The organism is Orenia metallireducens, from assembly GCF_003001995.1.
Classification (GTDB): Bacteria; Bacillota; Halanaerobiia; order Halobacteroidales; family Halobacteroidaceae; genus Orenia; species Orenia metallireducens_B.
Genome location: NZ_PVNB01000018.1, coordinates 1 through 24,512 on the forward strand (window position 1 = coordinate 1; position 24,512 = coordinate 24,512).

Consider the following 24,512-nt stretch of genomic DNA (forward strand, 5'->3'; position numbering starts at 1 on the left):
TGGAATGGAGCAACAATAAAGGAAAGCTGTATACGGGAAAACCGTACGTGCAGTTTGAAGAGAGGTCCCAGCTGTGAGGCTGGTCCTACTCTATTATTGAAATTATATTTTGAAAATCGTAGGTAGAGAGAAAAAATTAAACTGACATATTATATTAACCAGAAGAGTTTGCAGATGAAATAGTGTATTTATAAAGATGGTATAACGAGAAGTTAAGAATGACTGCAACATAACTGTAATTTTTAATAAGATTTAATATCGCGAGGTTAGCTATATACTATTATAAGTTGCTAAGATTAAAGATTTTTTTATTTTAGATTACATATATATTTAAGGGGTGAGGCTACTTTTACTCTATTTTTCAAATAAAGAAGGTAAACCTCTTTATTTTGTAGAATATGTTAAGATGTGGCAATTATCTGTGATATCTATTATCTGGAGGGATTTTATATGGGAGTCAATAAATTTACTAACCTTGAATATTGTAATGTTAATGGAAGGTCTTTAGTGTTAGATATCTATGTACCTCAGTTAGCTGGTGAGAAGCCTCCTTTAGTAATTTATCTCCATGGAGGAGAGTGGGAAATAGGTAGCAATAATGGTTATGAAGAGGTTTATAGTGTGTCTAGACCACTGATTGAGAATGGATATGCTGTTGCAATAATAGACTATCGATTATATAATGAAGCAGAGTTCCCAGCTCAGATTGAAGACTGTAAAGCTGCTGTTAGGTGGCTTAGGGCTAATGGAGACAATTATGGTTTTAATCCTGAGAAAATTGGAGTTTGGGGACGTTCAATTGGGGGGCATTTGGCATCTTTATTAGGCACAGCAGGGGATTTTAGAGGTTTTGATGTAGGTGAGTATCTAGAATATTCAAGCAAGGTACAGGCAGTCTGTGATTTTTATGGAATGAGAGATTTATTAGAGATAACAGAGGCGAATCCAATTAATTATATAAGCCTAGAAGTACCTCCTTTTTTGATGGTTCATGGAGAGGCAGATATTGAGGTTCCTCTTTTGCAAAGTGAATTATTATATAATGCTTTAAAGAAATTTACTAATCAAGTGGAGCTATATATCTTAGAAGGAGAAGGTCATGGCTTTGATATCATTAATCAAGAATTTCATCAGGATGTGTATAAACAGGTAATAGACTTTTTTAATAATTATTTAAGATGATTTTTAAAGAGGAGTTTGATATGTTATGGAGGCTTTTGTACCGTTACTAGTTTTAATTCCTTTATTACCCTTTGTAGCTATAGCTGAATATATAAGATTAGAAGAGAAGGGGCAAAATAAGAAGATTATAATCTTTAAAGTTCTATTGAATATTTTAGTGGTTGTCTTATCGGTGTTGTTACTTATTTATTTGCCAGCAGAGTATGATAAAATTTTAAATATGTTAATTATAGTAGTTGTATTTTTAAAATATCGTGCTAAGGTTAAGAAATAGATTATATATTATAAGGAGAGGAAGATAATGTCATGGCGCAAGATTAAGCGGACAATCACAGCAGAGCCTGGAACATATATCTTGATTCTAGAAGCTAAAGAGGTTCAAAAGGTTAAAGTTGGTAAATTAGGTTACTTTGATATTGAAAAAGGCTACTATGTTTATGTAGGGAGTGCTTTTGGGTCAGGCGGGGTACATTCAAGGGTTAGAAGGCATAATAAAAAGTATAAGAAGCTCTATTGGCATATCGATTATTTAAGAAAGGAGACAGAGCTTATTGAAATTTGGTATGCTTATGGTAGAGAAAGGTATGAACATAAGTGGGCACAACTACTAGAAAGTTTAGAGAGTAGCTCTATCCCTTTTTCAGGCTTTGGGTCAAGTGATTGTGACTGCCCAGCACATTTATTTTATTTTGAAAATATACTAGGCTTTAATGATTTTTATAAAAAATTAAAGGAAAATTTAGCAAATCAAAAAGTAATAGAGCTGTCTAAGTTAGAACTATAATCTATTTAAGAAGCTGCTCTATTAAATTTTTTATGGATTTTCTTGATTTTTATGTTAATTTGGTTATAATTATATAGACTATTATATATAATATTGGATCTAATTTAAAGGAGGGAGATTGGAATCGATAGTAAAGAGAAGATAATTAATACAGCTTTCAAACTATTTATTCGAAAGGGATATCAGGGGACTTCCCTAAATTCTATTGCTAAAGAATCGGGGTTGACCAAAGGTGGCATCTATCATTATTTTGATAGTAAAGAGGACTTATACTATCAGGTTTTAGAAGATTATTTCACTCCAAATGGAATACCTGAATGGCTACAAAATATAGAGTTAGATATAAAAGCTCTGATTTGGAGAGGTTTTGAATCTCTTAAAGAGAAGAAAAAGTACATTCAAGACTTGGTAGGTTCTGATAATGATGATGCGATTTTACATTACTATAACTTTTTATATGAAGCTACTCGGAAGTATCCAGAGTTTCAAAGGGCAATAGATGAATCTGATAAGCTAAAGATTGGTATTTTGACTGCTGCTTTTAAAAAGGCACAAGAAAGAGGAGAGATTCGCCAAGATTTAGATCCAGAGATCTTATCCTTCGAGTTAGATGCGTTATTGCAGCAACTATCATATTTAAACTTTGTCAATCCAGGTATTAAAAAAGATCAGAATATGTTCAAGAGATTATTTGATAATTATTGGATAAGGTTGAAAGTGTAATTTTTTTATCTTAAAAACATACCGACTGGTAGGTATGAACGGAGGGTTATGATGAAAGAGAATAAGAATATAAGTAGATTAAAGGTGATTTTAGCTATAGCTTTACCGATTATAATTCAGAATATAGTAATGCATTTTCAGATTATGATCGATAGAGCCTTTTTAGGAAATCTTGAGTCACGGTATCTAGCTGCAATTGGGAATGTCTTGATTCCTTACAGTGCTCTAAACTTCTTCTTCTTTTCTGCAGCAACAGGATTGACAGTTTTGGTGGCTCAGAATTATGGGAGAAAGGATTATAGTAAGGTTCAGCGTTTAGGGGAATCGTCGTTCTTCTTTTCTACATTATTTTCAATAGGACTCTTCTTAATATGGGCTTTAGGTGGGAGATGGATATTCTCACTTTTTGGAGCAGAAGGGCAGATACTTCAGGATTCAGTTACTTATGTAAGAATTTTAGCAGTCTCATTAGTCTTTTTAGGAATTGAGGTTTCAGCAGCATCTATCTTCCAAGGTGTAGGCATTACCCGACCTATTATGGTCTTTGGAGTTGTCAAGAGTTTAAGTAATCTCTTTTTAGATTGGGTGATGATTTATGGTAAGTTTGGTTTACCAGCTTTGGGTTTAGAAGGGGCAGCTTTAGCTACTATGATATCTAATATTATAGCAGCTGTGGGAATCTTTATAGCTGTTATAGTGTATAGTGATCTACCTTTTAAGTTCTCTAAAAGGGCTTTGTTAAAACCAAACTGGAATTTATATAAAGAGACCTTAAATATAGGGATTCCTAGTGGACTTGAATCTCTTTTATGGAATGTAGGGCAGTTGGTAATAGTACGCTTATTAAATCAGATTGATGGGATGACTATAGGGATTTATTCACTGGTAGCGGGGATTCAATCTCTGGCATTATTTATTTATCTTGGTTTTGCTAAGGCCGCAATGACCAAGGTCGGTCAGTATTGGGGTAACGAAGATTTTGAGCAAGCAAGGGATATAGGTTTTTATTGTCAGAGGTTATCTGTAGTAGTTACTTTGGTTTTTGGGTTAATCTTCTTGATATTTCCCGAGTTTCTTGCAGGTGTCTTTACTTCAGATCCTAGTGTAATTGCTAGAGCAGTACCATTACTCCGCTTATCAGGACTACATATCAATTTACAGGTATTTAATGTAGTGATGGGTCATGCCATTAGAGGTACTGGTGATACCAAGTGGATGCTATATTCACAGATATTTGGGACTATCTTTGTAGTCTCTTTATCGCCGTTGATGATTTTTGGTCTCTCCTTAGGGCTAATGGGAATGTATCTTACTCTAATCTTAGATGAAGGAATTAGAGGTGGAATCAATCTGATGAGATTTTATTATGAAGAAAATCCCTTTAAAGTATGGCTAGCATTAGTTAAGGATAATAAAGAAGTAGCATAAGAAAAGCAGTTGATAATGTTAGTTGCTTAGGTCCAACATAACTGTACACTGTCAATAGTCAACTGTTCACTATCAATTCAATTGGAGGTAGAAATATGACAAAATCAGATTGGTTTAAGGATGTAGTTGTTTATCAGATATATACTAGAAGTTTTTTTGATTCTAATGGCGATGGAGTGGGAGATATAGCAGGGGTAACTGCTAAGCTGGATTATATAGAAAAGCTGGGTGTAGATGTTATCTGGATAAGTCCTTTCTGTTCCTCTCCAAATTATGATAATGGTTATGATGTATCTGATTATAGAGATGTTATGAAGGAATTTGGGTTTATGGATGATATTGAACTTTTGATTGAGGAGTGCCACAAACGTAATATTAAAGTCATGATGGATTTGGTTTTAAACCATAGCTCCGATGAGCACCCATGGTTTATTGAGGCTCGTTCTTCTAAGGATAGTCCTAAGAGGGATTATTACATCTGGTCTAAGGAGCCTAATAATTGGGAATCTTATTTTGAGGATTCAGCTTGGACTTTTGATGAAAGTAGTGAAGAATATTATTTACATCACTTCTATTATAAGCAACCTGATTTGAACTGGAGTAATCCTAAGCTTAGAGAAGAGATGTATGAGATTGTTCAGTGGTGGATAGATAAGGGAATAGATGCTTTTCGTCTAGATGCAATTCACCATATCGGAAAGCCAGAGGGGCTACCAGATGCTCTTGAACCTGAAAAAAGATGGAGTAAGAGAAACTATCGTAATACTGAAGAGACTCATCAGTATTTACAAGAGCTTTACGAGAAGGTATTAATTAATCATGATGTAATGACCGTTGGTGAGACTGGTGGTACTACTCCAGAATCTTCAAGGCTTTATGTAGATCAGGATAGGAATGAGCTTGATATGGTATTCCACTTTGGTCATGTACTTACGAAGAAGCTTGATGCACCAATCTTAAGGGATTATTTTAAGAAGTGGTATGATTCTTTAAGCCCTAAAGGATGGGATACAGTCTTCTTTAGTAACCATGATCTGCCTCGCCATGTATCAGTCTTTGGTGATGATCAAGATTATCGAAAAGAGTCAGCTAAGTTATTTGCTACATTAGAATTGACTATGTGGGGAACACCATATCTCTATCAAGGTGAAGAGATAGGGATGACTAACGTTAGATTTGATGATATCGATGACTATCAAGACCAAGCAAGTAAGAAGAGGTATGAGTGGGCACTTAAATCTGGTAAGAGTGAAGAGAAAGCTTTAGAATATTTTCTTCAACGTAATAGAGATAATGCAAGGACTCCAATGCAATGGAACAGCCAAGAGCATGGAGGATTTACTACTGGAGAGCCTTGGATTAAGGTAAATCCTAATTATAAGAGTATTAATGTAGAAGAAGAGAATCAAGAAGCTGATTCTATCTTAAATTATTATAAAGAGCTGATAGCCTTACACAAAGATAATAATGCCTTAAAGCGTGGAGACTTTAAGCTTTATGGAGAAGAAGATTCTCATATATTGGCTTATACTAGAACAGATGAAGAAAGAGAATTTCTAATCTTATTAAATATTTCAGGTGATAGTGTGGAGTATAGAATAGATGAGATTAATCAAGATTGGAATCTGGTTATAGGTAATTATGTTAAGCAACCAGAATCATTATCGCAAAATAATCTATTTAAGCCTTGGGAAGCAAGAGTATATATGATTAATAAATAGAAGTATTAAGTTAAAATAGCTCCTAATTAGGAGCTATTTTATTAGTTTATAGCAAAATAATATTATTTATAGATATTACTACACTTTCGCGTCTTAGTTGACAGTTAAGTTCTTTAAAGGCGAAAAGAATTATTGTTTGAACATAGCAAAAATTGAGATGAACTTTAGAGTACAATGAATTTTTAATTAGAGAGTATAATAATTACTAATTCATATTATTTGGATTGCGTAGTGAGTTATAATTCTTTTCTAGACCTTTTGGTTACTTTTAGGGCAATGCTAAGATTAACTCGGGAAAAAAGCTGGTAAGCTTTCCCAAAAGAGATTTTTATAGTTTGAATTACTTTTCAAAGTATAACTGTTGCAACATCCTCACTAACTCTTAATACATTAAAGTTTAATCAGCTACTTCATTTTAATTAAAGAGGTAGCAAGGTGATTATCAAGGAGTGGAGAAGTTATTAAGATAGCTTAATAATTATAATTGTAATTAAAGGAAGGAAGATATTATATGGAATTCAAATCGTCAACAACACCCATATCTAATAAATCAGACTCAGCTTATTGGCTCTTATTTAGTGAGAATCAAATTTTACTTAAATTTAATAATGATATCCCTGCTGTCCCACTTATCAATAATAGATTTGTAGATAATTTAAATCCTATTGTCACAGAGTTTCTTGGCACTTTAGATGGAGTATCCTGTTATGTAGGATTGCTTGAATCCCCGAATAAATTACTTAACTGTTTATCTTTTTATGGAATTAGGGAACTCTATGGAGTAATAGGTGAAGATTCATTCAAATTAATCGGCTATGCACATCAATTTATCAATTGGTCTTATGATAGCCAATATTGTGGTAGGTGTGGGGGCCCTACAGAGAATTTAAAGAGGGAGAAGGCTAAAATTTGTAGTGAATGTAATCAGATAATCTTTCCTCGGATATCACCAGCTATCATAGTAGCTATTACTAAAGATAATGAGATTTTATTAGCTAACTCATATAGATTTTCCAATAAATTATATAGTGTGATTGCTGGTTTTGTAGAGCCAGGTGAGACTCTAGAGGAGTGTGTTAGAAGAGAGGTTAAAGAAGAGGTAGGAATAGAGGTTAAAAATATTGAATATTTTGGTAGTCAACCTTGGCCTTTTCCAGATTCTTTGATGGTAGCCTATACTGCCGAGTATGCTAGTGGGGAGATAGTGATTGATGATGAAGAGATTGCAGATGCAAGGTGGTTTGATGTTAACAGCCTTCCTCAAATTCCAGAGAGGGTCAGTATTGCAAGAAGACTGATTGACTGCTTTATAGAGAATAATAGTTAATAGGGGGCTAAGATGAAGGGTAAAACTGCGATTATAACAGGTGGAGCACAGGGGATTGGTTCTGTGATAGCTCTTCACTTATTAAAAAAAGGGTGTAGTGTTGTAGTTTTAGATAATGATGCAGAAGCGATTGCTGATTTTATTGAAGATAATCAAGAGTTTAAAGAGAATATTCTAGCTATTAACTGTGATGTGGCTAAAGAAGATAAAGTAATTGATGCAGCAAGGAAAGTAGTAGAAAGGTTTAAGAAGATAGATTATATTATTAATAATGCTGCTATTGCTATCAATAAGGCTATTATGGAACTAAGCTTTGAGGAGTGGAATCGAGTAGTTGGAGTTAACTTGAGTAGTATCTTCTTGATTACTAAATACTTTAGACCATATTTTCGTAATAATCAGGGCGTTATTATCAACATGGCTTCTACAAGAGCCTTTATGTCTGAGTCAAATACAGAAGCCTATAGTGCTAGTAAAGGTGGTATCTATGCTCTGACCCATTCTCTAGCAATGAGCTTGGGACCTGTTATTAGGGTAAACTGTATCAGTCCAGGTTGGATAGATGTCTCTAATTATCAAAAGAAGAGTGAAAGAAAGCAGGAGAAGCTATCAAAAGAAGACCATCTACAGCATCCAGCTGGAAGAGTAGGTACTCCCCAAGATATTGCCTCAATGGTGGAATATCTATTATCAGATAAGGCAGAGTTTATTACAGGACAAAACTTTGTGATTGATGGTGGAATAACTAAAAAGATGATATATTTTTAATAAAATTGAGTAAGGGTACGAGAAATCGTGTCCTTTTTTCTTTATATTATTTTGTACTCAACTAAGGGTTATTATAGTAAGAGGACGGTAACAAGTGATGATTAACTAGCAAGGAGAGAGAAATTTTACTGGTTACTGGTCACTTGTCACTGACTGCTTATCACTCATCACAGAATAGGAGAAGGTAAAGATGTCATTATTACCTAGGATTATTTTATGTCTTTTGCTGATAATTGCGGGGATTAAGCTCTTTCAATGGAGTTTTCAAGATTATAAGGAAGAAAGTTTTTCTAAAAATCTCTTAATAGCAATCCTAGATTTGTTTATGGGCTCTTTTGAAGATTCAGCCATAGGTGGTTTATTGATTGCTCTATTATTAATAGTAGGAGCTATACTCTTATTTATATATGGTGGATAATCTATCTTTGATTTAATAAATATCATTATAATATAGATTATTTTTTCAAGTCGAGCAGATTTTCTGTTTGGCTTTTTTCTTTTTATTGCATATTTTTACCATGGTATTAATATAGTTAGGTAGAGGTGGTATCTATGGAAAATAAAATGAATAGAATCTTAAAACAGGGTATCTTGCCTGTACTAGCTCCTGAGCTTAGAAGGATAATTAATCATATAGATGATAACCAAATAGATGATTTGATAGAGATAAGGTTAAGGGTAGGAAACCCTTTAATCTTAGAGAGGCGGCGAGGGGAATTGATAGTCGATAGTAGAGGCTATAGGATTAAAGATATTAAGCAAGGATATTTAGTAACTATAAAGGATATTAAGGATACCTTAAATTTAATGACTAGAAGCTCCCTCTTTACTTTAGAAGGTGAGATTAAAGCAGGATTTTTCACCTTGACAGGAGGGCATCGGGTAGGCTTAGTCGGTCAAGTCATTGCTGATGAGCAGGGGATTAAGAGGATTAAGCATATTTCAGGCTTGAATATTAGGATTTGTCAAGAAATTATCGGTGCAGGTGATAAGGTGGTTAAAGAGATAGTGAGAGGAAGAAATGATATTTACAATACTTTAATTATCTCTCCACCTCGTTGTGGTAAGACTACTTTGATTAGGGATTTAACTCGTCAGCTAAGTGATGGGATTCCTACTTTAAAATTCAATGGCTTGAAAGTAGGGGTGGTTGATGAACGTTCTGAGATTGGAGGGGCATATCAGGGGGTAGCTCAGAATAGATTGGGAGTAAGGACAGATTTGTTGGATAGATGCCCCAAGGCTGAAGGGATGATGTTATTAATCAGATCCATGTCCCCTGATGTGATTGTTACCGACGAAATTGGGTCAGAAGAGGATGTTAAAGCATTACAGGAAGCTATCAATGCAGGGGTGAGAATCATTACTACTGTTCATGGTAGTAGCTTAGATGAGTTGAAATTAAGACCAAGCTTAAAAGAGATTATAAATACTAATACCTTTCAAAGGATAATCATTCTAAGTCATCGGCAGGGAGCAGGTACAGTAGAGAAGATTATTAAGATATAGGGGGACGGAAATGAAACTATTGGGTGCATTAATTATCATTAGTAGTAGTACAACAATTGGATTTATTATAGCTGAGCAATATCTTTTAAGACCCAAACAGTTAAGGGAGCTACAGACTGCTTTACAGATGTTAGAAACTGAGATAAGCTATGGTGTTACCCCCTTACCTGATGCCTTTGCTAAATTGGCTACTAGCTTATCAGCACCGATTTCAACAATCTTTCAGGTTGCACAAGAAGAGTTGGATTCTGGAATGATAGCAGAAGAGGCTTGGCATAGAGCAGTTAATGCTACCTATAATCAAACAGCTTTGGTATCAGAGGATATAGATGTTCTGCTAGACTTTGGTTATAATTTAGGGCAGACAAGTATCGATGACCAAGTCAAGTATATGAATCTAGCCCAGCATAAGCTAGATGCTCTATATCAACAAGCCTTCACTGAGAAGGAGGAGAAGGTCAAGTTGTGGAGATATTTGGGGGTATTAGTAGGGGTGTTTCTTGCAATATTGATATTTTAAAAGCAGTAACGAGTGACGGGTAATAAGTTATGAGTAAATAAAAGGATTAAATTAAGTTATTGATTATAGTACTAAGATTAATAATTTACTATTATAAGGTTTTATGTTATATAGGTTTAATGATTTTGAACTTAACTGTCCTTACGAGTCTGAAAATATGACTCTTCAAGTAAACCATCGTCAACTGTACCTACGAGTCGAAAAATATGACTCTTCGTGTAAGCCACTGTCAACTATTAAGGTAGGAGGTTGGAAAATGGATATAGATTTAGTCTTTAAGATTGCAGGTTTAGGAATTTTAATCTCAGTCTTCAATATGGTATTAAAGCAGGCAGAGAAGGAAGAGCAAGCCCAGATGTTGACTTTAGTTGGGGTAATAATTGTACTGATGGTGATTATTCAGCTGATAAATCAATTATTTACTAATGTTCGTAGTATCTTTGGATTTTAGGAGGGGATATGGTGGAGATAATCCAGATTGTAGGTATAGGCATCATCGGTACCATTTTAGCTGTAGTAATCAAGCAATATAAGCCTGAATTATCTTTGCTCTTAAGTATAGTGGTGGGACTGATTATTCTACTCTTACTGCTAAGCAGGATAGCAGTAATTATTGATGTAATGGAGAATCTAGCAACGAAAGCCAATATAGATTTAATTTATTTCAAAACAATTTTAAAGGTGATAGCTATTTCATACATAACTGAGTTTGCTTATAAGATCTGTGAAGATACAGGGCAGCATAATATAGCTATGAAGATACAACTGGCTGGTAGAATTTTTATTATGATTTTAGGTATTCCCATTATGTTAGCTATTTTAGAATCAGTAATGCAACTCTTACCATAAAGGCGTGATAATATGAAGAAGCTACTAATACTGATATTTATACTGACTCTAATCTCGCCACCTGTAGATGCTAATAATTCAGAGCAGGACTTGTCAATTCAACCAGGAGAGATTATAGAGAAGCAACTAGAGAAGTTGAATCTATCAGAGTTAGATAAAGAGGTTGAAAAATTGAATAAAGAGGTAGAAGAGTACCTTCCTCAGATAAGTGTTAAGGATATTATTAAATTATTCAGTAAAGATGGCTTTAGAATCAAGATAATAGAGATTAGTAAAGGGATATTGAAGTACTTCTTAGATGAAATTTGGGCAAATAGTAAGCTCTTAGGTCAATTAATAGTCCTAGCTATGATGGTAGCTGTTTTAAAGACCTTTCAGTCAAACGATTCAGCTCAGGTTAATAATCTAGCAAATGGGATAGTATATCTGGTTTTAGTGATTATAGCTCTGAATTCCTTTAAAGTTGCTATAGGAATTGGTAAAGATACTATTAGGGATATGGTAGATATTATGCAGGCAATACTGCCAATATTATTGTCTTTACTGGTTAGTATGGGAAATGTAACCTCAGCAGCCTTATTTCATCCAATCAGTTTCTTGATAGTCAATAGTTTAAGTACCTTTATCATCAATATCCTCTTTCCCTTGATCTTCTTAGCTACTATTTTAGATATAGTAAATAATCTCTCTGATAACTTTAAGGTGACAGGGCTGGCAGGGTTATTTAAGAAGGGGGTTGCTAGTATACTAGGATTAATTACAACAATCTTTTTAGGAACTATTGTAGCCCAAGGGACTATTGCTACTGTAAGTGATGGGGTTACTATTCGTACTGCCAAATATTTAACAGGTAGCTTTATCCCAGTAGTGGGAGGTTTTTTATCGAGTACTTTAGATATGGTGATAGGTGGCTCATTATTAATTAAGAATGCTTTGGGAGTCTTTAGTGTATTTATTATTATTGTATTCTGCTCCTTCTCTGTGATTAAGATTTTAGCTTTGGTTTTTATTTATAGATTGGCAGCAGCGCTGATTCAACCTATCAGTGATGATAAGATAGTTGATTGTCTCAATAGATTAGCCAATAACCTATTGTATGTCTTTGCATCGGTAGCCATTGTAGGGGTAATGTTCTTTGTAGTGATAATTATCATGGTAGGAGCAGCCAATTTTACAGTAATGATGAGGTGATAGAATGGATTTTCTAACAGGCTGGATTAGAAATATAGTACTAGTAATTATCTTTGCTAACTTTATTGAGATGTTATTACCAAATAATAATACTAAAAGAGAAGTCAATATGGTGATTGGGCTGTTTATTATCCTAGTAATATTGAACCCAATAATTAATTTAATAAATTATCAGTCAAATTTTTTGAGCTTTTTTAATATATTTAATTATAGTAAACCATCCTTTGAAGAGATAGTTCAAGAAGGAGAGCGATTAAAGGAAGATAATCAAGTTATAGCAGAGGATTATAAAAGAAGATTAAACAGGCAGATTGAAGCTTTAATCAAGTTGAATTCAGATTTAGAAGATGTTGAGGTTGAGGTAGATTTTGATTCTAATAGTCGGCTCCAAGGAGTATCTATTAGAGGAAGGGATAATAGAGTTAAAGAGGTTAGTGTAGATTTATCAAAAAATAATCCATCTCAAGATAATGGGGATAATCAGATAACAGAATTAAAAGAGCTGATAGCTAATTTTTATGGGATTGATATTGAGCAGATTACAGTAGACTTGAATTAATGCTTTCTATTATTTTAAAAGTGATACTATATAGAGATATTACGACACTTTTTATTAGCTCCTAGCCACTGGCTACTAGCTAAGAACTTATAGTTCTAATAGCCAGAAGATAGAGGCTAGAAGCTAGTAGCGAAAATGTCGCAATATTTCCATTAACCAACTAATATTCATATAAAAATTGTAAAATAGATTAAATCATATAAGAGAGGAGGACTTATATGGATAATATTTTTGGAAAAGAGGGTTTTTTCAATAAATCACAATTTAAGTTTATCAGATATTTGGTGATATTGGTCTTAGCAGGTGTCTTTTTAATGCTATTAGGTGACTTTGGCAAAGATGTCTCTACCTCCAAGTCAAAAAAGTCATTAGCTAGCAGGAAAGCAAGCTCAATAAATACGAGTACTTCAAATTTGGAGGAGAGTATAGAACTTAAATTACAGAAGATGTTATCTCAAATTGAAGGTGTTGGAAAGGTTGATGTAGATATAACTTTGGATTCTGGTTCAGAGTATACTTATGCTAGAGATTATCAAGATTCTAAACAAGAGAGTTTAGAAGAGGATAACTCTGGAGGAAATCGTAAGACGATCCAATATGATAATAGGACTGAAGTAGTATTACTTAATAATAGTGGTGAGCAGCTTCCTTTGATAAAAAAGGAGGTCAAACCCCAAATTAGAGGGGTATTGGTGGTGGCAGAGGGTGCTGGGAATTCATATATTAAGGCAAAATTATTAAGGGCAATTAAGATAGGTTTAGGAGTACCTAGCTATAAGATAGTTATATTATCAAAAGAAAGGTAGTGATTTTAATGAAGATAGTTGGAATGATAACTGATCAAGAGTTGAAGAGAAGGGCAGGTTGGTTTTTAGTATTGATGTTATGGGTGGGAATGGTAACAGCGGTAGTGATTCATCGTAGTTCAGTATCTGATAATCATCTAGCAGATATATCTTCACAGGAAGGCTACGTAGCCATAGAGGATGTAAAGGAGTCAGATACTGAAATTATCAGTGAAGAGCCAATCTTAAATGATGTAACAGCTAAAGAGGTAATTAACTTATCCAAAGGTGATAAGGATACTAAGAATAAAGGCAAGGACTTTTTTGTAGAATATAGAATTGATAGGGATCAAGCTCGTAGTGAACAGATAAATCTGCTAAGAGAGATGATAAATAATCCTAATTCTGATAAGAATTTAAAGTCTAAAGCACAGGAACGTTTATTGACTTTGACGAATAATATAGAGAAAGAGATGGAGATTGAAAGCTTGGTTAGAGCAAGAGGTTATCAGGATGGAATTGCCTTTATCCATGACAAGTCTATAGAGCTAATTATCTGCACAGAAGCATTAAAGAAGGAGGATGTAGCAAAGCTTGGTGATATTATTAAAAATAGCACCAATATCAATTTACAGAATATAACTATCATTGAGAAAAAACCTGAATGAATTGACAAAATATATGAAAGAAGGTATAATAACTAAATAAGATTAACAGTGCTCAGGTTATATTTGTTCGTTAACCTGAGTCTTTCTGTAATTAAGTCCAGTAATTCACTAATGAGTAAATTGTTTTTATGTTAAGGTTTGAAATGAAGATTAAATTAATCTTTTTGCTAGTAATTGCCGATAAATTTAACGCTTAACAAGGAGTTAAATTGTAAATATAGAAATAATAGAATGAGTATTTAGGAGGGAGAAGAATGAAGAGAAGAGTGAGAATTACCGATACAACTTTAAGAGATGCTCATCAATCATTGTGGGCAACAAGGATGAGAACTGAAGATATGTTACCAATTATCGGTAAGATGGATGAAGTTGGCTATAATGCTATGGAAGTTTGGGGCGGAGCTACTTTTGATGTCTGTATGCGCTATCTAAATGAAGACCCATGGGAGAGGCTTAGGCTATTAAATAGCTATATCCGCAAGACTCCATTACAGATGTTATTGAGGGGGCAGAATGTAGTAGGGTATAAACATTATCCTGATGATGTTGTTAGAGCATTTGTTGATAAAGCAGCGGAGAATGGAATAGATATTTTTAGAATCTTTGATGCTCTTAACGACGTAAGAAATATCGAAACAGCAATGAGTGCTGTTAAGGAGACTGGAAAGCATGCACAAGCTACAGTTGCATATACTGTTAGTCCTGTTCATACTATTGGACATTATGTAGAAACTGCAATGACATTAAGGGATATGGGAGCAGATTCTTTATGTATTAAGGATATGGCAGGGTTATTAACACCTTACCGTGCTCATAACTTAGTTTCAGCAATTAAAGAGAAGATTGATCTTCCAATTGAATTACATAGTCATTATATTGGAGGTATGGCGATTCCAACCTATTTGAAAGGTATTGAAGCAGGTGTAGATATCGTTGATACAGCTACTGCATCTTTGGCTTTTGGTTCTTCTCAGCCGCCAGTTGAGACTATGGCAGCTATTTTAAGAGAGACTGACTATGATACTGATTTAAATTTAGATTTATTATTCGAAATAGATAGTTATTGGGAAAGAGTAAGAAGACAAAAAGGCTTCCCTAGAGGAGTTACTAGGATTACTGACATGCAAACATTCTCACATCAAGTACCAGGTGGAATGATATCTAATCTAGTATCTCAATTAGAGAAGCAAGAGGCTTTAGATAGAATCCATGATGTATTAGAGGAGATACCAAAGGTAAGAGAAGACTTAGGGTTTCCTCCACTGGTAACACCAACCAGTCAAATTGTAGGAACTCAAGCAGTATTGAATATCTTATTAGGGGAAAGATATAAAGTAATTCCTGATGAGATTAAATCATACATTAAAGGATATTATGGTAGACCTCCAGCAGAGATCAATCCAGAGGTTCAAAAGAGAGCAATTGGTGACGAAGAACCAATTACTTGTCGTCCTGCTGATTTATTAGAGCCAATGTTGGATAATATAAAAGACGAAGTTACACGCTATGCAGAAAAAGAAGAAGACTACTTATCCTATGCTTTATTCCCACAAGTGGGATTAAAATTCTTAAAAGAGAGAAAGAAAGAGAAAGATATCTTTGGAGAAACTGAACCAGAAATTAATAGGGAGGAAGAAGACATGGAATTAAAAGACATTAAAGAATTAGTACAGATTTTAAATGAAACTGATATCTCGGAGATCAATCTAGAAAGTGATGGAACAAAGATCAGTATCAGAAAGGGAGGAAAAGTAGTAGCTCAAGAAGCTTCAGCGGTAGCTGCACCAGCTCCAATTGTGGAAGAGGTAAAATCTAATTCTACAGCTCAAGCACCAGCTGCTCAGCCAAAGGCTGAAGAAAAACCTGTTGTAGATGGAGAGAAGATAGAGGCTCCAATGGTAGGAACTTTCTATACATCACCTGCTCCAGATGCAGCTGCATTTGTTAAAGTTGGTGATGTTATTAATGCAGGAGATACTTTATGTATCATTGAAGCAATGAAGCTGATGAATGAGATTGAAGCAGAATTTAAATGTAAGGTTGTAGATATTTTAGTAGAAGATGGAGAACCAATCGAATATGGTCAACCTTTATTTATAGTTGAGCGAGTATAAGGGAGTTGGATATGATGTTTAAGAAGATACTTATAGCTAACCGTGGAGAGATTGCATTAAGAATTATTAGAGCTTGTCGAGATCTTGGTATTAAATCTGTGGCAGTCTATTCAGAGGCTGATAGAGATTCATTACATGTAAAGTATGCAGATGAGGCTTACTGTATTGGTCCAGCTGCCTCAAATAAGAGTTATTTAGATATTCCTAGTTTAATCAGTGTGGCTGAAATTTCTCATGCTGATGCTATTCATCCAGGTTATGGATTCTTGTCAGAGAATGCTCATTTTGCAGAGGTTTGTGAAGAGTGTGGTTTTAAATTTATTGGACCTTCTCCTGAGCATATTAACAAGATGGGAGATAAATCTATAGCTCGTGAAACTATGATCAATGCTGGAGTGCCAGTTGTTCCTGGTACTGAAGGAGCTATTGAAGATGCTGATCAAGCTGTTGAAATAGCAAAAGAGATTGGCTATCCAGTTATTGTTAAGGCTTCCTTTGGTGGTGGAGGTCGTGGGATGAGAGTAGCCAACAATGAATCAGAATTAGTTAAGGCTATTCAAACAGCAAGTTCTGAAGCAAAGGCTGCTTTTGGAAATGCTGAAGTTTATTTAGAAAAGTATGTTCAAAATCCACGCCACATTGAATTCCAGATCTTAGCTGATGAACATGGTAATGTAGTTCATTTAGGTGAACGTGACTGTTCTATTCAACGTCGTCATCAGAAGGTAATTGAAGAAGCACCATCTCCAGCTATTGACCCTGAACTAAGACAGAGAATGGGAGATGCTGCTGTTAAGGCTGCCAAGGCTGTAGGTTATTACAATGCTGGTACAGTTGAGATGTTATTAGATAAGAATAATGACTTCTATTTTATTGAAATGAATACTCGTGTTCAAGTAGAGCATCCTGTAACTGAGATGGTAACAGGGATAGATATTGTTGGTGAACAGATTAGAATTGCTCAAGGTGAAGAATTAGGTTATTCTCAAGAGGATATTATAATAGAAGGTGCGTCTATTGAATGTCGAATCAATGCTGAAGATCCTAGTAAAGACTTTAGACCTTCTCCAGGAAAGATAACTGAGTATTTAGTTCCTGGTGGAATTGGGGTAAGAGTTGATAGTTGTGCTTATCCTGAATATATGATACCTCCTTACTATGATTCTATGGTTGCTAAGTTAATTACCTTTGGTAAAGATAGAGAAGAAGCTCGTAAGAGAATGCTAAGAGCTCTACAGGAGTATGAAATTGATGGAATTAAGACTACAATTCCATTCCATCAAGAGGTTTTAAATAATGAACACTTTATTAAAGGTCAATTTGATACAGGGTTTATTGCTGAACATATCATGAAACCAGAAGATAATTAGTTTTAGGAGATTTCGTAATTATTAAATGCCTCTAGACTTCAGTATAGATATTATAATAAATGAACAATATATAGTGACTTATACTAAATTGCTTTATTAAATTAGGTATATTGGCTAGAATATATTCTAGCCAGATAATCTGGTTATATAGTTGGATGTATTAGGTTTTAATAAAGACAAGGAGGGGCAAATATGAGCGAAGTTGAAAATGGTGTAGGAAGCATTAAGATTGCTAATGAAGTTGTAGGGATCATTGCTGGTTTGGCTGCTACTGAAATTGAGGGAGTAGCAGGAATGAGTGGTGGTATAGCTGGTGGAATTGCAGATATATTAAGAAAGAACAATTTATCTAAAGGTGTTAGGGTGGAGGTCGGAGAGACTGAAGCTGCTGTAGATTTATATACAATCATGAAATATGGAGTAAAGATACCTGAAGTTTCTCGAGAGATTCAAGAGAATGTCAAGAGATCGATTGAAAGCATGACTGGTTTAGATGTAGTAGAGGTTAATGTTCATGTTCAAGGTATCAGTTTTGAAGATGAAGAAGCAGAAGAGGAAGAAGAAGTTGAAGAAGAGGAAACAGAAGAAGTAGAAGTTCCTAGAGTAAGATAAGCACTAGAAAAGCTAGCTCTTGTTTAAAGGGTTAGCTTCTCTTATATTTCTGGTGATTTTTTATAAAAATAAACATTATAATATTTGTTAAAAACATTAAGCTAATACTTCTAATATATTTTAGATCTGGGTATGATTATACATAATAGGTTCCAACCTGAAAGTTATTATTCTTTAAATATTGTTACTAAAAACTGCTACTTTAGAGAGGAGTTTAAAGATGACAGTTATTGACAAATTATTAATATTGCTGATTGATTTCATTACTATGATTCTTTCTATCTTGCTAATTGGTCTTTACTCAGGTATATTGGATATTAAGTTCTTAATTGCTAACTTTGAAAATTATCAAAAATATACTGTAGGAATAGAGGGGATAGTTGTAGGGGCGGTCTTGTTTTTAATCTCTATCAGAATTTTACAGCTATTCTTTAGAAAAAAGAAGGTAAAGCAGGCTATAGTTGCTAGAAATGAATTCGGTGATGTAAATATCTCTTTAGATGCTATCAATAGCTTGGTCCATGACATAGTTAAAGAAGAGTCCAATGCTAAGGACATACAATCTAAGATCAAGGTCAAAGAGGATGGAGTACATGTCTATTTAAATTTTGTTGTTGATAGTAGGACTATTATTCCTGAGCTGTCAGAGCGCTTACAAGAGATATTAAAGGCTAGAGTAAGTGAGTCTACAGGGGTTAAGATATCGAAAGTACAGATTCTAATTAAAGAGATTAAAAGAGAAGAAAGAGCAAGATTAGACTAAAAGAGAGGTGTTTAATAGTGATTAATAAGAATGATCTAATGGAACTTTTAAACCTCTTAACTGATTATAAAGGTAGAATTTTAGGAATTCTACTTGGTTTTGTGATTGCTTTATTAATTATTAACTTTGGTATTATCTTGTCAATCTTTATTATTATCTGTGTAGTTATTGGATATTATCTGGGGATGCGTTATGATAATAAACAGGACTTCAAAGATTTGATTAATGATATTCTACCAAATAATGAATAATTATTGTTGAGACTATTAAAATTAATTAATAATTTACCACCTAATTAAGTCATGGGTGGTTTTTTAAATGAGAAGTTGAGTTTAAGTCTGATTATAAGCTCAAGTCTAAGTCTTAAGCTTAGCCTTGATTTTAATCTTAGACTTAAGCTTAACCATAATTTGGGGAGGAAATAATATGACTAGGGAATTAAACAGGCATGAAGCAAGAGAAGTAGCAGTACAGTTATTATACCAGATGGATATCAATCAAGAGAGTTTGGAGGAGAATCTAGAGGTTTTAAAGTCTGAACAGCCTGAATTGATGTTAGAAGAGAGTTTTTTATTGGAGTTACTAGAAGGTACTTATGAGAAGTTAGAAGAGCTAGATAATACAATTGATCAGAATGTTGTCGATTGGAAAGTAGATAGAATGGGTAAGGTAGATAGAAATATTATCAGATTAGCCATGTATGAGATTCTATTTAGACAGGATATTCCAGTAGCAGTCTCTATTAATGAAGCAGTAGAGTTAGCTAAGAGTTTTAGTGATGAGAAGTCGGCTAACTTCATCAATGGCATTTTAGGAAAATTGGTCGATGCTTTAGATTTGGAGATAAAAGAGGAGGAGTAATTAAAGTTGATTTTAGGGATAGATACCAGTAATTATACAACTTCAGTTGCTTTAATGACTCTAGAAGGTAAATTAGTTAAGCAGAAGCGAGAGAGGCTAAAGGTTGACTTAGGGGAGAGGGGCTTACGCCAATCAGAGGCTCTATTTCAGCATGTGGAGCAGCTACCAGCTTTGATTGCTGAGGTTGCAGAAGCTAGCAAGGATAAGTTGACTAAGATAATAGTCAGCACTAAGCCTTGCCCCCAAGAAGGCTCTTATATGCCAGTCTTTAAAGTAGGCTTTGGACATGCTAAGGCTCTAGCAAGTGTTTTAAACATACCCTTGATTAAGACTTCCCATCAGGAGGGGCATCTGATGGCGGGTTTATGGTCTGCAAAGATAAATCTACATAATTTTTTGGCTGTTCATCTATCTGGGGGAACTTCAGAGGTACTGAAGGTAGAACAGAGTAATAATCATTTTGATATTACAGAGTTGGGAGCTTCTCAAGATTTACATGCTGGTCAATTCATAGATAGAGTTGGTGTAGCACTAGGGTTATCCTTTCCAGCAGGACCCCAGCTAGAAAGTTTGGCTACTAAAGGTGAATTAGGCAAGGTCAGTATTCCATCTTCAATACAAGGCTATCAGATGAGCTTCTCTGGACCAGCATCAGCAGCGATGAGATTGATTAAAACTGCTAAAGCTTCAGCAGATATAGCTTTAGCTGTGCAGCAGTGTATAGCCAATTCTTTGGAGAAGGTTTTAAAGAAAGCAATTGTTGAAGAGAAAAGCAAAGATATCTTAATCGTTGGTGGTGTAGCAGCCAATCAGTACATCAGAGAGAGATTAAAGAAACGTTTAGAACATCCTGCTGTAGGTGCTAAACTATACTTTGCTGACCCTAAATGGAGTAGTGATAACGCAGTGGGTGTTGCTGCAATGGGGCTAAAAAGTGATGATTAATGGACTTATTGTGACACACTTTAAAATTGAGAATTAAAAGATTTTCAAACCGAAAAAAATTTCTGTTTGAATGAAGCAAGTATTTTCAAGGGATAAAAATAGTTGCAGAATCTTTGAATTAGAAGTACTATATTTCTCTAATTCAATAGATGTTGGTTGCTGAGTGAGTTGAATTTTTTTCTTGATTTTTTGGTTACTTTTTCATCAAGGAAAAATGTAACCCGCCCTTAGGCGGAACCTGAGGTTTTGATTACTTTTTAAAAATAAATATTTATAAGTAAACTATCCCTAATTGTTTTGGAGGTGAGATGGTGAAAATAGGCTTTTTAGATTCTGGAATAGGTGGACTTACAGTATTGAAAGAGGCTTTGAAAATATTGCCTAATCATGAGTATATCTACTATGCTGATACTGAAAATGTTCCTTATGGCATTAAGCCTAAAAATGAAGTAAAAAATTATATTTTTAATGCAGTTGATTTTATTATCAAGCAAGGAGTTAAAGCAGTATTAATAGCTTGTAATACAGCCACTAGTATTGCAATAAAAGATCTACGACAACAATATAATATTCCTATTATAGGAATGGAGCCGGCTGTTAAACCAGCTGTAGAAAATTGTGATGGTAAGAGGGTTTTAGTACTGGCTACTCCTTTGACGTTAAAAGAAGAGAAATATCAAAAGTTGGTTTCTAGATTAGATTCTAAAGATATTGTTGATTCATTGCCGTTACCAGAGTTAGTAGAATTTGCTGAAAATTTTGTATTTGATGAAGAGATAATAACTAGATATTTAAAAGATAAATTTGCACCCTATAATCTGAATGCTTATGGGACAATTGTGCTGGGGTGTACTCATTTTCCTTTTTATAAAAGCTTCTTTAGAGAGATACTTCCTGCTCATATAGATATAATTGATGGTAATTTGGCTACAGTAAAGCACTTAAAAAGGAGCATAGAAGAAAGATACTCTAATATAAATACTGATAGTCAAGGAAAAGTTAATTTTTATCTTTCTGGTAATAAAGTTTGTGAAGATGTAGTTTTAGATAAGTATATGGGGATTTTAAAATCATAGGAAGTTATTGCAATTGAAGATAATAAATATAGTGTAGATAAATTTGAAGAATTATTAGGTAGGGATAGCCTAATTTGGAAGATATAGAAGAAGTGAAAAATTTACAAGAGATAATATATTACAGAAATCATTAAAGATTTTGTATTTGGTTTGTTATAATATTGAGCAACAGGTTTAAATCTGTTACTTATCAGAGCGATTATAAAGTTTCTCAAAAACATGAAACTTTATTTCTTCTCACAAGAGTCCAAAGGATTTGTAGAAAGAGTGAAGAAATTTGATAATGATTATTGTTTTACTCGTTACTGAACTTAAAAGGAGGATTAGTTATGGAAAGAATCAAGTTAAGTGATACATTAGAGATATCAAGAGTTGTTCACGGGCATTGGCGTTTAGCAGACTGGGATATGTCTAAAGAAGAGATTATAGAGCTGGTGGAAGAATGTCTAGAGTTAGGGATAACCACCTTTGACCATGCAGATATCTATGGTAATTATACCTGTGAAGGTATTTTGGGAGAGGCTTTAAGTCTAAAGCCTAAGCTAAGGGATGAAATTGAGCTAGTAACTAAGTGTGGAATTAAGTTAATCTCTGAAAATCGTCCTGAACACAAGATTAAATCTTATGATACCAGTAAGGAACATATTAGAAAATCTGTGGAGAATTCTTTAAGAAATTTTAAGACAGATTATATAGATTTGCTGTTGATTCATCGCCCTGATCCTTTTATGGATGCCGATCAAGTAGCAGAGGTATTTACAGAGTTAAAAGAAGAAGGTAAGGTGTTAAACTTTGGAGTCTCTAACTTCAAAGCCCATCAATTTAGTTTATTGAGCTCTCGTTTAGATTTTCCTCTGTTAACTAATCAAATTGAGCTTTCGGTAATGGAGCTAGAGAATATAGAGGATGGGACATTAGATTATTGTCAAGAGAAACGGGTTGCTCCAATGGCATGGTCGCCAATGGCAGGGGGCAGGGTCTTTACTTCTCAAGATGAAAAAGCTATTAGAGTCAGAGAGACTTTAGAGCAGATAGCTAAAGAAGTCAATGCTAAGTCGATTGACCAAGTAATGTATGCTTGGTTATTAGAGCATCCAGCTAAGATAATCCCTATTGTAGGAAGTGGAAAAATAAAGCGAATCAAAAGTGCTGTTGCAGCTATGGAAATAGAGCTGAGTAGGGAGCAATGGTTTGAAATTTTACAGAGTTCAATGGGCCATGAGGTACCTTAAATATTATAAAACTACCTACTTTCATTTGAAAGTAGGTAGTTTTATAATTGCAATAAACAGGAAGCAAAATTGACTTATATTTAACAATTAAAAGATAATAATTATTAAAGAATGATAAATAAAGTTGATTGTTACTTTAAATTAGATAGAAAAGTCAGATATTTTTTAATTTTTTATATAATATTGCACTATATTACCACTTATGTTATAATATAATTGTTAAAATAATAACATTAGGGGTGATGAGATGAGTACATTTTTGATTCCAAGAAATATTGAATTTGGTGAGAATTCTTTAGAGATTTTGAAAGGATTAGAAGGAGAGAGAGCGGTTTTAGTTACAGGTGGAAGTTCAATGAAGAGATTTGGTTTCTTAGACCAAGCAGTAGATTATTTAAAAGAAGCTGGTATTGAGTCTAAAATAGTTGATGGAGTAGAGCCTAATCCATCAGTTAAGACTGTAATCAAAGGAAAAGAAGAGATGTTAGACTTTAATCCTGATTGGATCATTGCTATAGGTGGAGGTTCAGCTTTAGATGCTGCTAAGATTATGTGGGCATTTTATGAGCATCCAGATTTAGAGTTTGAAGATATTATTGAAGTAGCTTCTATGCCTAAGTTAAGAAATAAGGCTAAATTTATTGCAATTCCTTCTACTAGTGGAACAGCATCTGAGATTACAGCTTTCTCTGTTATTACAGATACAGAAAATAAGATTAAATATCCAATTGTATCTCCAGAAATTGTACCAGATATAGCAATCGTTGACCCTAAAATTCCTGCTACAATGCCAGCACATATTACAGCTAATACTGGAATGGATGTTTTGGCACATGCAGTTGAAGCCTTTGTATCTACTGCAGCTAGTGACTATAGTGATGCTTTAGCATTAAAAGCAATCGAGATGGTATTTGAGTACTTACCTAAGGCTGTTAGTAATGGTGATGACATGGTAGCTAGAGAGAAGATGCATAATGCTTCTACAATGGCAGGAATGGCTTTCTCTAATGCATCTTTAGGAATTGTACATAGTTTGGCTCATAAAATTGGTGGAGAATTACATGTTACTCATGGGTTAGCCAATGCTATATTACTTCCATATGTTATAGAATTTAACTATGAAGCTGCTAAAGAGAAGTTTGAAATAGTCGAAAAGGCATTAGGTGTAGATAGTTTAGCAGATTCTGTTAGAGATTTAAATAAAAAATTAGATATAGTACCTTCATTTAAAGCAATAGACTGGTTAGATTATACTGAGAAGGATTTTGAAAATATACTAGATAGAATGTCAAAAAATGCTCATCAAGATCCATGTACATTAACCAATCCACAAGAGCCTACTGTTGAAGATATGAAACAGATTTATACTGACTCTTTCTATGGGAATTAATCAAGTCAAGCTTAGAAGGTAATAGACTCAAAAATAAAATATTTTACTTAAAATAACCTAAAGCCACGGGATTTAATCTCGTGGCATTAATATTAAATGAGCAGATGAAAATTATTCCTGTAAATTAAAGGTGAG

General features: G+C 34.1%; 27 protein-coding genes. All 27 read left to right on the forward strand.

Going from position 1 to position 24,512, the window contains the following annotated elements:
* The first annotated feature begins 450 nt into the window (after positions 1-450).
* A complete protein-coding gene (locus tag BX659_RS12115) occupies positions 451-1,182 on the forward strand; it encodes an alpha/beta hydrolase (RefSeq protein ID WP_106231842.1) in 732 nt (243 codons plus the stop codon).
* Between the two features lie 25 nt (positions 1,183-1,207).
* A complete protein-coding gene (locus tag BX659_RS12120) occupies positions 1,208-1,456 on the forward strand; it encodes a hypothetical protein (RefSeq protein WP_106231843.1) in 249 nt (82 codons plus the stop codon).
* Between the two features lie 27 nt (positions 1,457-1,483).
* Positions 1,484-1,966 carry a GIY-YIG nuclease family protein gene (locus BX659_RS12125; RefSeq protein ID WP_106231845.1) on the forward strand — a complete coding sequence of 161 codons (483 nt, stop codon included), beginning with the start codon at positions 1,484-1,486 and terminating at the stop codon, positions 1,964-1,966.
* Positions 1,967-2,110: 144 nt separating this feature from the next.
* Entirely contained in the window at positions 2,111-2,689 is a 579-nt protein-coding gene (locus tag BX659_RS12130; RefSeq protein WP_258176141.1) for a TetR/AcrR family transcriptional regulator, read from the forward strand.
* 51 nt (positions 2,690-2,740) lie between these two features.
* A complete protein-coding gene (locus BX659_RS12135; RefSeq protein ID WP_097019183.1) occupies positions 2,741-4,117 on the forward strand; it encodes an MATE family efflux transporter in 1,377 nt (458 codons plus the stop codon).
* Between the two features lie 95 nt (positions 4,118-4,212).
* Positions 4,213-5,838, forward strand: a complete 1,626-nt coding sequence (locus BX659_RS12140) for a glycoside hydrolase family 13 protein (RefSeq protein ID WP_106231848.1) — start codon at positions 4,213-4,215, stop codon at positions 5,836-5,838.
* Between the two features lie 511 nt (positions 5,839-6,349).
* Positions 6,350-7,165 carry an NAD(+) diphosphatase gene (gene nudC, locus BX659_RS12145; protein WP_097019185.1) on the forward strand — a complete coding sequence of 272 codons (816 nt, stop codon included), beginning with the start codon at positions 6,350-6,352 and terminating at the stop codon, positions 7,163-7,165.
* Positions 7,166-7,177: 12 nt separating this feature from the next.
* A complete protein-coding gene (locus tag BX659_RS12150) occupies positions 7,178-7,933 on the forward strand; it encodes a glucose 1-dehydrogenase (protein WP_097019186.1) in 756 nt (251 codons plus the stop codon).
* A gap of 190 nt (positions 7,934-8,123) precedes the next feature.
* Positions 8,124-8,351 carry a hypothetical protein gene (locus BX659_RS12155; RefSeq protein WP_097019187.1) on the forward strand — a complete coding sequence of 76 codons (228 nt, stop codon included), beginning with the start codon at positions 8,124-8,126 and terminating at the stop codon, positions 8,349-8,351.
* A gap of 134 nt (positions 8,352-8,485) precedes the next feature.
* The gene (gene spoIIIAA / locus BX659_RS12160) at positions 8,486-9,442 is read left to right on the forward strand and encodes a stage III sporulation protein AA (protein ID WP_106231850.1); all 957 of its coding nucleotides are present in this window, start codon (positions 8,486-8,488) and stop codon (positions 9,440-9,442) included.
* A gap of 10 nt (positions 9,443-9,452) precedes the next feature.
* Positions 9,453-9,962 (forward strand): stage III sporulation protein SpoIIIAB, encoded by a 510-nt coding sequence (gene spoIIIAB / locus BX659_RS12165; protein ID WP_106231852.1) that lies wholly within the window; start codon positions 9,453-9,455, stop codon positions 9,960-9,962.
* Positions 9,963-10,218: 256 nt separating this feature from the next.
* Complete coding sequence (spoIIIAC, locus tag BX659_RS12170) at positions 10,219-10,413, forward strand: stage III sporulation protein AC (protein WP_068716357.1); 195 nt, start codon at positions 10,219-10,221, stop codon at positions 10,411-10,413.
* 8 nt (positions 10,414-10,421) lie between these two features.
* Complete coding sequence (gene spoIIIAD, locus BX659_RS12175) at positions 10,422-10,811, forward strand: stage III sporulation protein AD (RefSeq protein ID WP_253250797.1); 390 nt, start codon at positions 10,422-10,424, stop codon at positions 10,809-10,811.
* Positions 10,812-10,823: 12 nt separating this feature from the next.
* Positions 10,824-12,002 carry a stage III sporulation protein AE gene (gene spoIIIAE / locus BX659_RS12180; protein WP_106231853.1) on the forward strand — a complete coding sequence of 393 codons (1,179 nt, stop codon included), beginning with the start codon at positions 10,824-10,826 and terminating at the stop codon, positions 12,000-12,002.
* A gap of 4 nt (positions 12,003-12,006) precedes the next feature.
* Positions 12,007-12,561: a stage III sporulation protein AF gene (gene spoIIIAF, locus BX659_RS12185; RefSeq protein WP_106231855.1), complete on the forward strand. Its 555-nt coding sequence runs from the start codon at positions 12,007-12,009 to the stop codon at positions 12,559-12,561.
* Positions 12,562-12,779: 218 nt separating this feature from the next.
* Positions 12,780-13,367: a stage III sporulation protein AG gene (gene spoIIIAG / locus BX659_RS12190; RefSeq protein WP_106231857.1), complete on the forward strand. Its 588-nt coding sequence runs from the start codon at positions 12,780-12,782 to the stop codon at positions 13,365-13,367.
* 8 nt (positions 13,368-13,375) lie between these two features.
* A complete protein-coding gene (locus tag BX659_RS12195; protein ID WP_097018630.1) occupies positions 13,376-14,014 on the forward strand; it encodes a SpoIIIAH-like family protein in 639 nt (212 codons plus the stop codon).
* A 254-nt stretch (positions 14,015-14,268) separates the two neighbouring features.
* On the forward strand, positions 14,269-16,128 hold the full coding sequence (gene accB, locus BX659_RS12200) for an acetyl-CoA carboxylase biotin carboxyl carrier protein (protein WP_097018631.1): 1,860 nt from the start codon (positions 14,269-14,271) through the stop codon (positions 16,126-16,128).
* Positions 16,129-16,142: 14 nt separating this feature from the next.
* Complete coding sequence (accC, locus tag BX659_RS12205) at positions 16,143-17,498, forward strand: acetyl-CoA carboxylase biotin carboxylase subunit (RefSeq protein ID WP_097018632.1); 1,356 nt, start codon at positions 16,143-16,145, stop codon at positions 17,496-17,498.
* A 192-nt stretch (positions 17,499-17,690) separates the two neighbouring features.
* A complete protein-coding gene (locus BX659_RS12210; protein ID WP_097018633.1) occupies positions 17,691-18,110 on the forward strand; it encodes an Asp23/Gls24 family envelope stress response protein in 420 nt (139 codons plus the stop codon).
* A gap of 220 nt (positions 18,111-18,330) precedes the next feature.
* Positions 18,331-18,873: an alkaline shock response membrane anchor protein AmaP gene (amaP, locus tag BX659_RS12215; RefSeq protein WP_097018634.1), complete on the forward strand. Its 543-nt coding sequence runs from the start codon at positions 18,331-18,333 to the stop codon at positions 18,871-18,873.
* A gap of 17 nt (positions 18,874-18,890) precedes the next feature.
* Entirely contained in the window at positions 18,891-19,124 is a 234-nt protein-coding gene (locus tag BX659_RS12220) for a DUF2273 domain-containing protein (RefSeq protein WP_253250775.1), read from the forward strand.
* A 175-nt stretch (positions 19,125-19,299) separates the two neighbouring features.
* Positions 19,300-19,734: a transcription antitermination factor NusB gene (gene nusB / locus BX659_RS12225; RefSeq protein WP_106231859.1), complete on the forward strand. Its 435-nt coding sequence runs from the start codon at positions 19,300-19,302 to the stop codon at positions 19,732-19,734.
* Positions 19,735-19,740: 6 nt separating this feature from the next.
* Positions 19,741-20,679, forward strand: a complete 939-nt coding sequence (locus tag BX659_RS12230) for a Kae1-like domain-containing protein (protein ID WP_106231861.1) — start codon at positions 19,741-19,743, stop codon at positions 20,677-20,679.
* A gap of 311 nt (positions 20,680-20,990) precedes the next feature.
* Positions 20,991-21,755: a glutamate racemase gene (murI, locus tag BX659_RS12235; RefSeq protein ID WP_106231863.1), complete on the forward strand. Its 765-nt coding sequence runs from the start codon at positions 20,991-20,993 to the stop codon at positions 21,753-21,755.
* Between the two features lie 329 nt (positions 21,756-22,084).
* Positions 22,085-22,987, forward strand: coding sequence for an aldo/keto reductase (locus BX659_RS12240; RefSeq protein WP_106231865.1), 903 nt, complete (start codon positions 22,085-22,087; stop codon positions 22,985-22,987).
* Positions 22,988-23,234: 247 nt separating this feature from the next.
* Positions 23,235-24,377 (forward strand): iron-containing alcohol dehydrogenase, encoded by a 1,143-nt coding sequence (locus BX659_RS12245; protein WP_106231866.1) that lies wholly within the window; start codon positions 23,235-23,237, stop codon positions 24,375-24,377.
* Positions 24,378-24,512: the final 135 nt, after the last annotated feature.

Excerpts from the sequence above, each read along its gene's own strand:
- spoIIIAA (WP_106231850.1), top strand. The coding sequence starts at position 8,486 with ATGGAAAATAAAATGAATAGAATCTTAAAACAGGGTATCTTGCCTGTA.
- BX659_RS12195 (WP_097018630.1), top strand. The coding sequence starts at position 13,376 with ATGAAGATAGTTGGAATGATAACTGATCAAGAGTTGAAGAGAAGGGCA.
- spoIIIAC (WP_068716357.1), top strand. The coding sequence starts at position 10,219 with ATGGATATAGATTTAGTCTTTAAGATTGCAGGTTTAGGAATTTTAATC.
- BX659_RS12125 (WP_106231845.1), top strand. The coding sequence starts at position 1,484 with ATGTCATGGCGCAAGATTAAGCGGACAATCACAGCAGAGCCTGGAACA.
- spoIIIAF (WP_106231855.1), top strand. The coding sequence starts at position 12,007 with ATGGATTTTCTAACAGGCTGGATTAGAAATATAGTACTAGTAATTATC.
- spoIIIAE (WP_106231853.1), top strand. The coding sequence starts at position 10,824 with ATGAAGAAGCTACTAATACTGATATTTATACTGACTCTAATCTCGCCA.
- BX659_RS12155 (WP_097019187.1), top strand. The coding sequence starts at position 8,124 with ATGTCATTATTACCTAGGATTATTTTATGTCTTTTGCTGATAATTGCG.
- nusB (WP_106231859.1), top strand. The coding sequence starts at position 19,300 with ATGACTAGGGAATTAAACAGGCATGAAGCAAGAGAAGTAGCAGTACAG.
- accB (WP_097018631.1), top strand. The coding sequence starts at position 14,269 with ATGAAGAGAAGAGTGAGAATTACCGATACAACTTTAAGAGATGCTCAT.
- BX659_RS12135 (WP_097019183.1), top strand. The coding sequence starts at position 2,741 with ATGAAAGAGAATAAGAATATAAGTAGATTAAAGGTGATTTTAGCTATA.
- BX659_RS12140 (WP_106231848.1), top strand. The coding sequence starts at position 4,213 with ATGACAAAATCAGATTGGTTTAAGGATGTAGTTGTTTATCAGATATAT.
- BX659_RS12245 (WP_106231866.1), top strand. The coding sequence starts at position 23,235 with ATGAGTACATTTTTGATTCCAAGAAATATTGAATTTGGTGAGAATTCT.
- spoIIIAG (WP_106231857.1), top strand. The coding sequence starts at position 12,780 with ATGGATAATATTTTTGGAAAAGAGGGTTTTTTCAATAAATCACAATTT.
- nudC (WP_097019185.1), top strand. The coding sequence starts at position 6,350 with ATGGAATTCAAATCGTCAACAACACCCATATCTAATAAATCAGACTCA.
- BX659_RS12210 (WP_097018633.1), top strand. The coding sequence starts at position 17,691 with ATGAGCGAAGTTGAAAATGGTGTAGGAAGCATTAAGATTGCTAATGAA.
- BX659_RS12115 (WP_106231842.1), top strand. The coding sequence starts at position 451 with ATGGGAGTCAATAAATTTACTAACCTTGAATATTGTAATGTTAATGGA.
- BX659_RS12150 (WP_097019186.1), top strand. The coding sequence starts at position 7,178 with ATGAAGGGTAAAACTGCGATTATAACAGGTGGAGCACAGGGGATTGGT.
- BX659_RS12240 (WP_106231865.1), top strand. The coding sequence starts at position 22,085 with ATGGAAAGAATCAAGTTAAGTGATACATTAGAGATATCAAGAGTTGTT.
- amaP (WP_097018634.1), top strand. The coding sequence starts at position 18,331 with ATGACAGTTATTGACAAATTATTAATATTGCTGATTGATTTCATTACT.
- accC (WP_097018632.1), top strand. The coding sequence starts at position 16,143 with ATGTTTAAGAAGATACTTATAGCTAACCGTGGAGAGATTGCATTAAGA.
- spoIIIAB (WP_106231852.1), top strand. The coding sequence starts at position 9,453 with ATGAAACTATTGGGTGCATTAATTATCATTAGTAGTAGTACAACAATT.
- BX659_RS12120 (WP_106231843.1), top strand. The coding sequence starts at position 1,208 with ATGGAGGCTTTTGTACCGTTACTAGTTTTAATTCCTTTATTACCCTTT.
- spoIIIAD (WP_253250797.1), top strand. The coding sequence starts at position 10,422 with ATGGTGGAGATAATCCAGATTGTAGGTATAGGCATCATCGGTACCATT.